The organism is Bacillus sp. FSL K6-2839 (assembly GCF_038003365.1).
GTDB lineage: Bacteria > Bacillota > Bacilli > Bacillales > Bacillaceae > Bacillus.
In genome coordinates, this window is record NZ_JBBOOZ010000002.1 from 911,788 (window position 1) to 925,380 (window position 13,593).

Here is a 13,593-nt window from a genome sequence, read left to right on the forward strand (position 1 = left end):
GGAAATGAAGATGTATCAAGATTTAAAAGGAAAAACAGCCATTGTCACAGGTTCTTCAAAAGGAATCGGACAAGCCATCGCATTACGATTTGGACAAGAGCAAATGAATGTGGTTGTAAACTATAAAGGCGATGAAGATGGTGCTGAAGAAACGGTACAAGCCATTCAGCAGCGCGGAGGTCAAGCGGTGAAAGTACACGCAGATGTCTCCAAAGAGGAAGGAATTCAAGCCATCATGGATACAGCACTGGAGCATTTCGGTACAGTAGATGTGTTCGTTAATAATTCAGGCTTTAATGGCGAAGAAGCGATGCCGCATGAGATGACGCTTGAACAATGGCAAAAAGTCATTGATGTCAATATCACAGGCGCCTTTTTAGGAGCAAAGGCTGCGATCGCCTATATGATGGAGCATGACATCAAAGGGTCCATTTTAAATATATCCAGTGTCCATCAGGAAATACCGCGCCCGTTCAATGTTCACTATTCCACTTCCAAAGGTGGAATGAATATGATGACGAAGACGCTGGCTCTTGATTATGCGGAAGCAGGTATTCGGATCAATGCGATTGCACCAGGTACAATGGCGACCGAATCGAATGATGATTTGCAGGATGAACAGAAAAAACAAAAGCAGCTTGAAAAGATTCCGATGAGAGCCTTTGGCGAACCAAAGGAGATTGGGTCCGCCGCTGCATTCCTCGTATCTAAGGAAGCTTCGTATATCACAGGCACCACCTTATTTGTGGATGGAGGAATGACGCTTTATCCTTCTCAAATCAATGATTAATACAAAAAGCATCCGCCCGATCAGCCGGCGGATGTTTTTTGTTCGTAGCGGTGTGCTGCTTTGGCTGGTTTGCCGAGCAGCAGCGGATACTTGCTCAGGAAGGAGATACACGGCACCATAAGCAGCAAAGTCCCGATCGTATAAAAGAGTGTCCAAGAGAGCTGCGCTGTATCCGCAATATTGATGCCAAGTCCATAATAAACAAATGCTTTCATAATATCGATGCCGGCAAACTGCAAGACAAGAATAACAATAGAATTTCGTCCGAGATACGTCAAAATAGGGGACGTTTTGAATTTAAAGCTTAAATAAATCACGGCAGCTGAACCGAGCAGTGCACATGCATAGAAAAGAAAGAGATCGCCATAGTCGTTAACGCGCATATCGACCCGTGAATTCAAGCTTTGCATGTAAGCCGTCAGTACAAGCAGACCTGTACATAGAAGAAGGGTTGGATCTGTTTTTAATTCCACAAACCATTGCTTTGCCAAAAATCCAATTGAATAAAACACAACAGCCGTCAAGGCGACATTGGCATTCCAAGGAAGACTTTGGTCTAAAAGCAATGTAGAGGCATATCCAGCACCTCCGCAAAAAACGGTCAGTAAGATCAGGACAGCAGGTTTCCCTTTTGTCAGACGGTGCATAAAGAAAAATATAATTTCCACTAAAAAGAGCGTCGTTAAAAACCAGATGGCTGGGTTATGCGTGAGTCTAGCTTCATCTGCATTGGATATAAAAATACCTGTAAACGGAACGAAAGGGTCAATATCCGTTTGTCCCTTAAAGGCAAAAAAACGAGTAACGGAGAACCAGAAAACATACGTAATGATGGAGAAATAGAGATAGGGTAAGAGTAAGCTCTTGGCTTTCTTCTGAATAAATGACAGAGCAGGGTGTGAGGATGATCGAAACATCATGCCTGATAGTAAAAAGAAAAGCGGCATATGAAAAGAGTAAATGAATTGCTTTAACGAATCTGGAATGGGCACATGCGCCATGACCACGAGCAGAATGCCGATTCCTTTAGCCGCATCGACCCAATCGAGTCTCTTTTTCATGGCCTGTCATCTCCTTCCTTCTAGCGTCGTAAACGATTCTTTAATGTGTACCTCTACTATATAAAAGGTACACCCCTTATGCGTTTACAGTTCGCTAACGATTAGAAGACACATTTGCGATCAGATGACAGACGGAAGGATTTTGACATCTTGATGTTACATTTCCCATTTTTTATGACAATGTAAAAAAAGAAGCCAAGGGGATTGGCTTCAAAATAATTCTGCGATTCGTTTGAAGGAGCGCTGTTTTTCTACCGGATCAAAAGAATTGTTTAGAATCATGATGTCATCCGTTTGATAGCGATCCATCAAGCTAAGTAATTGCTCTTTCACCGTTGCTTTTGAGCCGACAATCATCCGCTGGCGGTTTTGTAACACTTTTTTCTTTTCCTGCGTGGTGTAGTGATAGGCACTAGCTTCTTCTATAGAAGGTACGCGGCTGTCCAGTCCTTTTTCAACACGCAGCAGCCATAAATCTGTACTGCTGGCGATCCGGTCGGCCTCTTCATCTGTTTCACCACAGATGACAAAAACGCCAAACATAGCGTGAGGCTGCGTGGAAAAGACAGATGGAGAAAAGTGAGACCGATACGTCTCAAATGCTTGCTTGCCGCGTGCAGGGTGGATAAAGTGACCAAAAATATAGTTGATCCCAAGCTCCGCCGCCTGCATGGCACTATTTTCTCCTAGACCAAGCAGCCAAACCGGCGGATGAGCATCGACAAGCGGAGAAGCTTTGACTCCTGCATGCGGGTGCCCAGAAGGTAGGCTGTCTGATAAGTAATATAGAAGATCCTTCAACTGGCGGTCAAACTGAGACAGGTCTTTATGCACGCCGTCCGTCAAAGCCAGTCTCGTCCTTTCAATCCCGCCTGGAGATTTTCCGACACCGATCTCAATCCGTCCAGGATAAAGAGCCTCAAGCTGCCGCGTGACCTCTGCTACTTTAAAGGGGCTGTACTGCGGAAGTAAAATGCCGCCAGACCCGGTACGTAAGGTTGATGTATGAGCAGCAATATGTGTCATTAATATTTCAGGTGCTGTACTAGCGAGCCCTCTTGTGCTGTGGTGTTCAGCAAACCAATAACGCTCATATCCAAGAGTTTCCGCAAGCTGAGCCAGCTGCGTTGTGTGAATCAATGTCTCTTGGGCTGTCTGACCTTTAGGAATAGCGACTTGATCTAATATGTGAAGTGATGGCATCATCAACATCCTTTCATCGACACGGTCAATGTTCTTCATCTCAAGTATAAAGAAATCCATGAATAGAAGGAAACGAAAGGGTTTATCTCTCGATCGCAAGCTTTTATATTTTCTATATCAACATATAAAACCAAGTGAAATGATGCCTGCACTTCGTTCATTCAGTTAGAGCTGCTTACCGGGAACATTCGACAATGTTTCACATGAAACACTTCATTTACGACATGAACCATTTTCAACATGGATCTTTCGTTAAAAAAATATCATCTGTTTGAAACCTATCTTGAACATAGATCGTATATACTAGTAAATAGAAAAAAGAGTAAGAGGCTCCAATGTCATATCATGAATTTTGTCGAATTTTCATGTATGATAATTTTAATAGGGTCCATCGCTTAATAAATAGATTTTTATTATGCTGGAGGAGTGATTGATTTGGCGATTACATTAGAAAAAGGTCAACGTATTGATTTAACAAAAGGCAAAGCAGGGCTAACGAATATTCTTGTTGGACTTGGCTGGGACCCTGTATCACAAGGCGGCGGATTTTTAGGAAAGCTGTTTGGCGGCGGAGGCGGCGCTGATGTTGATTGTGATGCTTCAGTGCTCATGCTGAAAAATGATAAGTTTACGGAAAATAAAGATTTGATTTATTTTGGCAACTTGAAAAGCAAATGCGGCAGCGTCGAGCATACAGGTGACAACCTGACTGGTGAAGGAGACGGAGATGATGAACAAGTCCTCGTCAACTTGAGCAAGGTGCCAGGCAATGTGAATAAATTGGTGTTTGTTGTGAACATCTATGATGCACTAAGAAGAAATCAACATTTTGGTATGATTCAAAATGCGTACATTCGCATCGTGGATCGTTCAAACAATCAAGAATTAGTGAAATATAATTTAAAAGATGAGTATGCAGGGAAAACATCGTTAATCGTTGGAGAGCTTTATCGTCATGAGAATGATTGGAAGTTTGCGGCTGTTGGAAACGGTACAAATGATGCGAAGCTTGCCGATATTACGAGAAACTATATTTAATCAGAAGGGAGAGATTCCTAGTGGGAATTTCTTTAGCGAAAGGTCAAAAAATTGATTTAACAAAAACGAATCCAGGTTTAACAAAAGTGGTCGTCGGTCTTGGCTGGGACGTCAATAAGTATGACGGCGGACATGACTTTGATCTAGACGCAAGTGTATTTCTTTTAGATGCAGCAGGTAAGGCAAGCTCTCCATCGGATTTTGTCTTTTACAATCAAACAACTGGCGGTGGCGGCAGTGTCGTACATACAGGCGATAACCGCACTGGTGAAGGAGACGGAGATGACGAGCAAGTCAATATCGACTTATCAGCTGTACCAGCGAGTATTGAGAAGATTTCATTTGTCATTACGATTCATGATGCGGAAGCGCGCAGTCAAAATTTCGGACAAGTAACGAACGCATATGTGCGTATTTTAAATGCGGCATCAAATGAAGAACTCATTCGCTACGATTTGGCAGAGGACTTCTCCATCGAGACAGCGATTATTGTAGGTGAATTATACCGTCATGGCGGGGAATGGAAATTCTCAGCTGTCGGATCGGGCTATCAAGGCGGACTTGCCCGCATTGCAACGGACTTCGGTTTAGATATCGGGTAACGGCTAGTTTCATATTTTCAAAGACAGGAGAGGTACGAAATATGGCGATTCAGCTTTCAAAAGGACAACGTGTCGATTTAACAAAAACCAACCCAGGGCTGACGAAAGTGATGATCGGTCTTGGCTGGGATACGAATAAATATTCTGGTGGAGCCGAATTTGATTTGGACGCTTCGGCTTTCTTAGTCGATGCAAACAATCGTTGTCAGCAAGACACAGATTTTGTCTTCTATAATAACCTTCAGCACCCAAGCGGCAGTGTCACTCATACAGGTGATAACCGGACGGGCGAAGGAGATGGAGATGATGAGCAAATTCTCGTTGATTTCTCAAAAATTCCTGCTAACATTGATCGTATCGGAATTACAGTTACGATTCATGATGCAGAGACACGCAGCCAGAATTTTGGACAAGTCTCTAATGCGTTTGTTCGTGTTGTAAATGAAGAGGGCGGGGAAGAATTGATTCGCTTTGATTTAGGGGAAGACTTCTCAATTGAAACAGCTGTTGTGGTATGTGAGTTGTACCGCCACGGAAGCGATTGGAAGTTTAACGCCATCGGAAGCGGATTCTCTGGCGGACTTGCAGCTCTTTGTCAAAATTATGGGTTAGAAGTGTAAACGATAGAAACAAATCGATTCAAGTGGCGCTGCCAATGACTCATATGAGGGTCTTTTCCAAAGTGAGAAAGAAACAGCGGTCAAGAATAACAGCAGGCGAAAGCCTGCTGATGCTTCTACACTTATAGGAGGAAAACCAGTTGGATATTTTGAAACATATGTTGGACACCTATGCCTCGTTTTTTGATTGGCATATGTGGGCAGAGGTATTAACAAACCCTGTCTCTTGGGGGCTCATTGGGACCCTTGTTGTGCTTGAAGGATTGTTATCAGCAGATAACGCGCTTGTATTAGCTGTCATGGTGAAACATTTACCAGAAAAGCAGCGTAAAAAGGCATTAACCTACGGATTAATTGGCGCTTATTTCTTCCGTTTTCTATTCATTGGCGTAGGGATGCTGCTTATTAAGTTCTGGTGGATTAAGGTCCTCGGAGCTGCATATTTAGCATGGCTTGTCATTAAGCACTTCTGGTTAGGTGATGGCGATGACGAAGCGAAGGAATTGAAAAAAGAAGGCTGGATGGTTCGTGTATTTGGCGTGTTTTGGGCTACTGTTATTTCTGTGGAAATTATGGACCTTGCCTTCTCGGTGGACAGTATTCTTGCGGCATTCGCTGTATCTGAGGAAGTATGGATTCTGCTATTAGGCGGAATGCTTGGAATTCTCATGATGCGTACAGTGGCACAGTTATTCCTTGTCCTCATTGACCGTATTCCAGAGCTTGAGAATACAGCGTTTATTCTCATTGGAATTATTGCTATCAAAATGGGCTTAAGTGCTGCTCATATTGAAATTCCGCATGTCGCATTCTTTGCAATTATTATCCTAGCATTTATCGGGACGTTTATTGTTCATAAAATCAATAAGAAGAAACATCAAGATGTGACAAACGAAGCTGCGGCTTCAAAAGAAGAATAGGACGATCAAAAAGGAATGGAGTTGACTAGCGGCTCCATCCTTTTTTGAATCATCAGGTCATTTATTTTCTCTAAACAACAGGAGGTGGCACAGCATGCGGTATTTTCGATTTTTATCAGAGGCGAGGCAGCACGATCTTTTTTTCAAGCGGCCAGGGGCGATGCATTCACTGACACCGAGGCATGTACTTGCGCATGCATTAGGTGCTACTTTGTATATGCCTGCGACAAGACAAGATATAGCAGATATGCTGCTGTCACAGAAATATGAAGCGCTTTGTTCTGTTGTATTTTGCTTGGAGGATGCCATCGGTGATCAAGAAGTGGACATGGCCGAACAGAATCTAGTGACACAATTGGCCAGTCTCAAAGAGAAAGTAACGCATGCTCCTGAAACGGCTGAACATTTGCCTCTTTTATTTATTCGAGTTCGTTCGCCGAAACAGCTGCTTAAAATGGCAGACTTGCTCGGTTCCTCTCTTCAATTACTTACCGGTTTTGTGTTCCCGAAGTGTTCAATTCATAATGCGAAGGATTATTTGGACAGTCTGAAACAGGCATCGTCCCAAATGCGGACAACACTTTATGGGATGCCCATTTTGGAAACACCCGATTTATTAGAAAAAGAAACAAGATATACGGTGTTGTCTGAGTTAAAGCAGATCTTGCTGAATGACGAGGAATATATTTTGAATATTCGCATTGGGGCAACGGATCTTTGTGGTTTGTACGGTATTCGCCGTGATCGTGACACGACCATCTATGAGATCAAATTGATTGCAGATTTAATCACAGATATCATCAATTATTTTGGGCGTTCCTTTGTAATATCTGGGGCTGTGTGGGAGCATTTTGGCCCTGCTCGAAAGGAACAAAAGCCATTCATCCGTGCGCTTTCTCATAGGAGCGGTGAACCGTCTTTATCTGAATTTGATGACGTACAAGGTTTACTCAAGGAGACAAAACTGGATGTGGCTAACGGCATTCATGGAAAGACGGTCATTCATCCAACACATCTTAAGCCGGTGCAAAGCATGTATGTTGTGACGAAGGAAGAGTATATGGATGCATTAAGCATTCTTGAACATGCAGACGGCACAGTTGGCGTAATGAAGAGTACCTTCTCTAATAAAATGAATGAAACGAAGCCGCATTACCGGTGGGCAGAGCACATTTTAATTAAGTCAGATATTTACGGGGTGTTTCATGAAAATAGAAGCTATATCGACATACTCACAGAAGCAGAAGCCGCATACGCTGAGCATCTTGGAACATATGGAAGTTGAGCTTGATCTCAAAGAAGGTGCGCTTCAGCTGGAAAAAGAGCATCTTTTTGACATGGCAGCAAGAGTGAACAAAAAAAGAGCCTTTTTATTCGTTAGTAAGGTGCTCGGTAAGCATATTCCTGTTCATCCAGTAAAACCGCTTCTTGTCTCGGGTCTTTTAGCCATGGCATATGCCCAAGAGCAAACAGGTAAGACATCTCCGCATCAAGATCTTTTAGTAGAAGCACTCAAGACGGATGACCACATGGCATTAACTAAAGCCTACGAAGCACTCAAAAAGGAGAAGCTTTCAGCAGGAAAACAGCCGATCGTGATCGGCTTTGCAGAAACAGCAACAGCACTGGGGCATGGTGTGTATGACGTAATAGAAGGAGCATCTTACATCCATACGACACGTGAACAGCTGCTGGATCTTGATCCTTCATTGGTATTTGAAGAAGAGCATTCGCATGCAACGGATCAGCTTTGTTATGCAGACGAAGCATTACTTCGCACAGACCGTCCCATCGTGCTAGTAGATGATGAAGTCACGACAGGACGTACGAATATCAATATCATTCGGGACCTTCATGCAAAGCACCCGCGGCATTCTTACACGATTCTTTCTATTTTGGACTGGCGGACTGAGGAGCACGAGAAAGCCATGTGTGAGCTTGAAGAGGAGCTTGGTATTCACATCACATCATTGTCTTTATTAAAAGGGCAAATGGTCTTTCGGGGCAAAACGCTGGATGAGCCAGCTTATTCGTATGAGATTGCTGAGCAAAAGGATCTGCCAAGTCCCTCTGTTCACTCTCTTCAATCTTTCTTTAAGCACGAGCCGTATGCACTTTCTCATGCAGCAAATTCGGCAGGTCATTCGCCATATATACATGAAACGGGCCGTTTTGGTTTAAACGCAGCAGATACGGCAGCCATCGACCAAGCAGCTGCAGAGGCTGGGCTGAAACTGAAGAAGGAACGCAAAGGAAAGCAGACACTTTGTTTAGGAACAGGTGAGCTGATGTATGTGCCGATGAGACTGGCTGCACATATGGGAGAAGGCGTTCTCTTTCATTCAACGACGAGAAGCCCAATTCACCCTGTTGAAAAGGATGGATACGCTGTTCAAAATGGGTTTACCTTTGTGAGTCCAGAGGATGCCCGAATTCAGCACTACGTGTACAACATACCAAAAGATCAATACGATGATGTATTTCTCTTTTTTGAGAAAAAGGTCTCTCAGGAGGCATTGCGTCCGCTTGTTCACTTATTTGCCGAGCGGCATGTGAAGCATGTGCATATTGTGACTTTATCAGACGAGGTGAAGGTGAATGGCTAATGTGTATACAAAGATGGGGAGCTATCCAGAGCAGGATGTAACCTTCTTACTCAAAGATTTATCATCCATTGAGATGGAGAAAAGTACAGAAGAGCGGGAGCGTTCGATTCAGCGCGGTGCGCATTATTCAGAAATGCTGCCGATTGAGTATAAACCAACGGAATCTTATATGGATTTATTCTATCAATCTCTGAAAGAAAGTAAGGAAAAGGTAGCAGAAGCAGTAGCTGTGGTAGCAGAACAGATTGTGAAAAAGCGAGGCTTCCAAACGGTTCTTTGCAGTTTGGCAAGGGCGGGAACGCCGATCGGGGTGCTCATCAAACGATATATTCGAAAGACATATGGTCTTGAACTGCCTCATTACAGCATCTCTATTATTCGTGACCGAGGAATAGATGAGAATGCGCTGCATTATATGCTCAAAGAACATCCGGGCTTTGAGGTTGCCTTTATTGATGGATGGACCGGAAAAGGTGCGATTTCGAGAGAGCTCCAAAAAGCTGTGATTGATTTTGAAAGAAAGTATGGTATTCGTCTTTCTAGTGAACTGGCTGTACTAGCTGATCCAGGCTATTGTACAAATGTCTACGGAACGAGAGAGGACTTTCTCATTCCAAGTGCCTGCTTGAATTCGACGGTATCTGGACTTGTCAGTCGAACGGTACTAAACAACCGCTGGATCAGTGCCGATGATTTCCATGGGGCGAAGTATTATGAAGAGCTGCTTGATGAGGATGTGTCCAATCTGTATGTGGATACAATTGAAGAAGCATTTTCTAGCCTCGAACCAAATGTACGAGAGAAAGCAGAGACCATCCTCACACAGGGAATGCCTGCGGACTGGCGGGGGATGGCGTCCATTGAAGCGATGGGTCAGGAGTTTCAAATTAAAAATACCCATTTGATTAAGCCGGGTGTTGGTGAGACGACCCGTGTGCTGCTTAGAAGAATCCCTTGGAAAATCCTGATTCAGCCTGGGTCTCAGGAGAAGCTGAAGCATATTTTGCTTTTGGCAGAGGACAGAGACGTTCCTGTCATTGAATATGCCAATATGTCCTATACGTGCTGTGGGCTCATTCGTCCGCTGGAGCAGACGTCATGAAGACAAGTGCGTTTGCTAGTGATTTAGACCGGACACTGATTTACTCACATCGAGTGCTGGATCAGTATGAGTATGAAGGAGATTATGATTTAGTTGAGGTGCTGGATGAACGGCCGCTTTCCTATATGTCGGTTGAAACGAAAAAATCCTTGCAGACAATCCATCAACTGGGCTGGTTCATTCCAGTGACGACAAGAACGACTGCTCAGTATGAACGGATCACCTTCTTTCAGCAAAAGCTCAAACCGGAGTATGCCGTTACGACAAATGGGGGCTGTATCCTTCATCACGGCAAGCCGCTTGAGGATTGGCAGGTTATCGTTGATGAGAGGCTCAAAGCGTGTATGTCAGTCAGAGAGATGCTGAAAGCCATCTCCGACCTTCCAGTTGCGGCATGGGTGAAGCGTACCCGGACAGCAGAGGGGAAATTTCTTTATTTGATTATGAAAGATGAGTATTTGTCTCACATTCCACTTGCTGAATTGAAGCTGTGGGGCGAGGAGAGAGGCTGGCAGGTGTCTCTTCAAGGACGGAAGCTTTATTTTATTCCGGAGCCGCTGAATAAGTGGGATGCTGTTGCTTTTTTAAAGGAACGGCTGGAGCTTGAATATGTATATGGTGCAGGCGATTCCCTTTTAGATGCAGGTCTTATTCGTCAGGCGGATATGGGCTTTGCCCCAAGGCATGGAGAAGTGCTCGACTTTGACCCACTACTTGAGCCGACAGCAGCATCGGGCATGGCAGCAGCAGATGAAATCACCGCTTGTGTCATGAAGCAGATGACGACCGTAAAAAAGCCTTCGATTCGATAGCAGAAGTAGAAGGGTGAATGATATGATAGTAGTAGCTTTCGAGAAAATATAGGAGAAAGGAAGGAGCGGCGTGAGTTATAAAGAAATCGATGTCAACCATACACGGGCGGAGCAGGAAGCCTGGAAAAACGTGCTGAAAAAGCCGCTCCCTGAAAGAGACGGTTATGTAAAGGACGAGCATACATTGTCCTTGCCGCGTCTCGCCGTCCGGGTCCTTGGAACTCCGCATGATGCAACCGATTATTTTATTTATTTACATGAATTATATGAAACAGATGGTGTTCATATTTTAAGTGAAACGCTCAATCGTCATATTGAGCCGGAGCATTTTCAAGCGCTTCAACGCATTCATTTGATTAACCAAGAAGAAAAGGGATTGTCCGTGAATCGCTTTGTGGCTTTTTTAGATGGTGAACAGCTGATTGTACGCCATCCAAACCCTGTGATGAACCGGCATATCCGCCTTTCATTGATCAAGGTGTTTGAGCATTTCAAACAGATGCATGAGGGTGGATTTCAGCATCCCGATTTCCGCCGGGTTCTGCTGGATGTAGTGAAGTTTTCAAATAATCATCTAGGTCCATGGCTGAAGGAAGCCAATATAGAAGAAAAAATGCCGGCTGTCATTTGGTATGGAGAGGCGAATAAAAGTCAGCTTTATTTTCTTTACTATGTCATGCTGATTGGCTGTGATGTTGTGCTATTTCATCCAGAGGGCGAGGATTCGTTCCGCGAATTAGATCCAGAAGAAAAGCTGACTTTTATTGATCAGTATCCGGGAAATTCAAAGCTTGAACCGTTCCCTACTGAAAAGCCTGAGAGGAAATCAACGGTGGCGTACCGCTCGACAAGAGAGCTTGAAGAGGTGCTCCACACGGAAGATTCAATGCTGTATAAGCCGTGGCAATTCAGAGATCATACCCCTCATTCCATTACGCTGAAGACAACGTATGATGAGCTGTTTTTAATTGCAAAGGAACGTTCCTTTATCCGCCCTAATTTTCAAGCAGACCGGGACACGATACAGATTCCGAATCTCTTTGCGAAAATGATGGGGGTCACACGAGACAAGCGTGAATACTGGGATCGTATCCACACATTAATGGAAGGGAAAGAGACGAAGACCATTCGCCATTTTCCTTTTACGAAAGAAGTGTCTTCGAATTATCAATTTCATTATCAGCATGCCCTTTCGTCTGCTGGAGAGATTGATCCTGAATTATTAATGAAAAGCAATGTATGGCAGTTTTCTCATCTATATGAGGGCGCGCAGCGTGCGATAGCAGAGGCGGTATCTCGAATCTGTCAGCATCCAAAGCTATTAAAAGAAGGCAATGAGACCGAATTAGATGTCCGTATTTATTTATTCAAACAGATACTGCATATCGGCCAGGAGCTCATTGAACTCATTCAAACCTTTGATTATGCACAAACCGTACCGAAAGTGATTTTATACCATACGGAATATAATGGTGAGCTGACTCGTTCTGATGCGGCTGCCCTCATTTTCCTAAACGAAATGGGGGTGGATCTCTTCGTGTATCATCCGGCGGGATACCAGTGTATCGAGCGGTATATAGATGACCAATTATTTGATACCCATTGGCTTGATGAGATGGTCATGAATCAGGAGTTTAAAGAGCCATCCATCGTCAGAAAGTTATTTCAATCCATTAAAAATCGATAAGGAGATCAAAGCTTATGACAAATACAAACGGAAATGACATCATTTCAATTGATAAAGAGGAAATCTCCATTGAGAAGGCAGACGATATCCGCGTTCAGCTTCGAAATGAACCAGAAGTGCAAAATATTGCGAGACAGATCGATGCGAAAAATCAGCTGGAGCTGCTTGAATACGGAAAGCAGCCGGCCGTTGAAATCTCTAAGTTCTCTGATCGTATTCTTTCGATGATGCGTTCAACAAGTGTCACTGACTCAGGAACGATGCTGACGCAGCTTGGAAAAATTATGGATCGTTTTGATAAAAATGATTTTGACGAGCCAAAGGGTGGTTTGTTATCAAAAATCTTTAAACGCGGCGGCAGCATGATTGAAAAGATTTTCAGTAAATATCAAACGCTCGGTGCAGAGATTGAAAAAATTAATGTAGAAATCAGTAAATATAAAGACGAAATGACCAAATCGACTGTGACGCTTGAAGAAATGTATGAGCATAACATTCAATACTATATGGAGCTTGAAAAGTATGTTGTTGCAGGTCAAATGAAAATCGAAGAATTAAAGCAATTGGTTCCTTCTTATGAAGAAAAAGCGGCTAGTGGAAACCAGCTGGCACAAATGGAGCTTGATACACTTCGTAACGGCATTCAAGCATTGGAAGAGCGTGTATATGACCTTGATATGGCACGGATGGTGGCTCTTCAAACGGCACCGCAAATTCGTTTGCTGCAGCGTGGGAATACGAAATTAATCGGTAAAATCAACTCTGCGTTCATCATCACCATTCCAATTTTTAAAAATGGGATCATTCAAGCTGTTACAGCGAAGAGACAAAAGCTTGTGGCTGATTCAATGAGTGAGCTGGACAGAAGAACAAATGAAATGCTGAAACGAAATGCTGAAAACATCTCAAGTCAAAGTGTGGAGATTGCCAAATTGTCTGGACGTCCAAGTATCGACATTGAAACGATCGAATCTTCCTTTAATACGATTGTACAAGGGATGAAAGAGACGAAACAGATCGAAGAAGAAAACAAACGATTACGCGAAGATGGAACAAAACGTATGCTTGAATTGCAAGATAATATTAAGCGGGCTGCCCTAGAGTCCTAAAAAATAAGCTGTCTGTAACTAAAGTTGCAGGCAGTTACTCATG

General features: G+C 43.6%; 13 protein-coding genes. 11 read left to right on the top strand and 2 right to left on the bottom strand.

The window, feature by feature from the left end:
* Positions 1-10: 10 nt before the first annotated feature.
* Entirely contained in the window at positions 11-790 is a 780-nt protein-coding gene (locus MHH26_RS18835; protein WP_034664255.1) for a glucose 1-dehydrogenase, read from the top strand.
* Positions 791-810: 20 nt separating this feature from the next.
* Here the strand turns inward: MHH26_RS18835 and MHH26_RS18840 are convergent, their stop codons facing one another.
* Both MHH26_RS18840 and MHH26_RS18845 read right to left on the bottom strand, forming a co-directional pair.
* Positions 811-1,851, bottom strand: coding sequence for an acyltransferase family protein (locus MHH26_RS18840; protein WP_334750750.1), 1,041 nt, complete (start codon positions 1,849-1,851; stop codon positions 811-813).
* Positions 1,852-2,061: 210 nt separating this feature from the next.
* Complete coding sequence (locus MHH26_RS18845; RefSeq protein ID WP_340974373.1) at positions 2,062-3,054, bottom strand: LLM class flavin-dependent oxidoreductase; 993 nt, start codon at positions 3,052-3,054, stop codon at positions 2,062-2,064.
* A gap of 435 nt (positions 3,055-3,489) precedes the next feature.
* Between MHH26_RS18845 and MHH26_RS18850 the strand changes: the two genes are divergently transcribed.
* From MHH26_RS18850 to MHH26_RS18895, 10 genes are all read left to right on the top strand, one after another.
* Positions 3,490-4,092, top strand: coding sequence for a TerD family protein (locus tag MHH26_RS18850; protein WP_034664249.1), 603 nt, complete (start codon positions 3,490-3,492; stop codon positions 4,090-4,092).
* 20 nt (positions 4,093-4,112) lie between these two features.
* Complete coding sequence (locus MHH26_RS18855; protein ID WP_034664247.1) at positions 4,113-4,694, top strand: TerD family protein; 582 nt, start codon at positions 4,113-4,115, stop codon at positions 4,692-4,694.
* 41 nt (positions 4,695-4,735) lie between these two features.
* Entirely contained in the window at positions 4,736-5,314 is a 579-nt protein-coding gene (locus MHH26_RS18860) for a TerD family protein (protein ID WP_034664245.1), read from the top strand.
* A 140-nt stretch (positions 5,315-5,454) separates the two neighbouring features.
* The gene (locus tag MHH26_RS18865; RefSeq protein ID WP_034664243.1) at positions 5,455-6,234 is read left to right on the top strand and encodes a TerC family protein; all 780 of its coding nucleotides are present in this window, start codon (positions 5,455-5,457) and stop codon (positions 6,232-6,234) included.
* A 94-nt stretch (positions 6,235-6,328) separates the two neighbouring features.
* Positions 6,329-7,519, top strand: coding sequence for an HpcH/HpaI aldolase/citrate lyase family protein (locus tag MHH26_RS18870; RefSeq protein WP_340974375.1), 1,191 nt, complete (start codon positions 6,329-6,331; stop codon positions 7,517-7,519).
* On the top strand, positions 7,509-8,840 hold the full coding sequence (locus tag MHH26_RS18875; RefSeq protein ID WP_340974435.1) for a phosphoribosyltransferase family protein: 1,332 nt from the start codon (positions 7,509-7,511) through the stop codon (positions 8,838-8,840). The genes MHH26_RS18870 and MHH26_RS18875 overlap by 11 nt, the downstream gene beginning before the upstream one ends.
* Positions 8,833-9,942, top strand: a complete 1,110-nt coding sequence (locus MHH26_RS18880; RefSeq protein ID WP_340974376.1) for a cysteine protease StiP family protein — start codon at positions 8,833-8,835, stop codon at positions 9,940-9,942. The genes MHH26_RS18875 and MHH26_RS18880 overlap by 8 nt, the downstream gene beginning before the upstream one ends.
* Positions 9,939-10,754: an HAD family hydrolase gene (locus MHH26_RS18885; RefSeq protein ID WP_034664226.1), complete on the top strand. Its 816-nt coding sequence runs from the start codon at positions 9,939-9,941 to the stop codon at positions 10,752-10,754. The genes MHH26_RS18880 and MHH26_RS18885 overlap by 4 nt, the downstream gene beginning before the upstream one ends.
* A 70-nt stretch (positions 10,755-10,824) precedes the next feature.
* On the top strand, positions 10,825-12,441 hold the full coding sequence (locus MHH26_RS18890; RefSeq protein WP_307498989.1) for a YceG family protein: 1,617 nt from the start codon (positions 10,825-10,827) through the stop codon (positions 12,439-12,441).
* Between the two features lie 14 nt (positions 12,442-12,455).
* A complete protein-coding gene (locus MHH26_RS18895) occupies positions 12,456-13,550 on the top strand; it encodes a toxic anion resistance protein (protein WP_003217200.1) in 1,095 nt (364 codons plus the stop codon).
* Positions 13,551-13,593: the final 43 nt, after the last annotated feature.

What these genes read in the sequence shown, in the direction of transcription:
- MHH26_RS18835 (WP_034664255.1), top strand. Translation starts at nt 11, where the DNA reads ATGTATCAAGATTTAAAAGGAAAAACAGCCATTGTCACAGGTTCTTCA.
- MHH26_RS18840 (WP_334750750.1), bottom strand. Translation starts at nt 1,851, where the DNA reads ATGAAAAAGAGACTCGATTGGGTCGATGCGGCTAAAGGAATCGGCATT.
- MHH26_RS18845 (WP_340974373.1), bottom strand. Translation starts at nt 3,054, where the DNA reads ATGCCATCACTTCACATATTAGATCAAGTCGCTATTCCTAAAGGTCAG.
- MHH26_RS18860 (WP_034664245.1), top strand. Translation starts at nt 4,736, where the DNA reads ATGGCGATTCAGCTTTCAAAAGGACAACGTGTCGATTTAACAAAAACC.
- MHH26_RS18870 (WP_340974375.1), top strand. Translation starts at nt 6,329, where the DNA reads ATGCGGTATTTTCGATTTTTATCAGAGGCGAGGCAGCACGATCTTTTT.
- MHH26_RS18875 (WP_340974435.1), top strand. Translation starts at nt 7,509, where the DNA reads ATGGAAGTTGAGCTTGATCTCAAAGAAGGTGCGCTTCAGCTGGAAAAA.
- MHH26_RS18880 (WP_340974376.1), top strand. Translation starts at nt 8,833, where the DNA reads ATGGCTAATGTGTATACAAAGATGGGGAGCTATCCAGAGCAGGATGTA.
- MHH26_RS18885 (WP_034664226.1), top strand. Translation starts at nt 9,939, where the DNA reads ATGAAGACAAGTGCGTTTGCTAGTGATTTAGACCGGACACTGATTTAC.
- MHH26_RS18895 (WP_003217200.1), top strand. Translation starts at nt 12,456, where the DNA reads ATGACAAATACAAACGGAAATGACATCATTTCAATTGATAAAGAGGAA.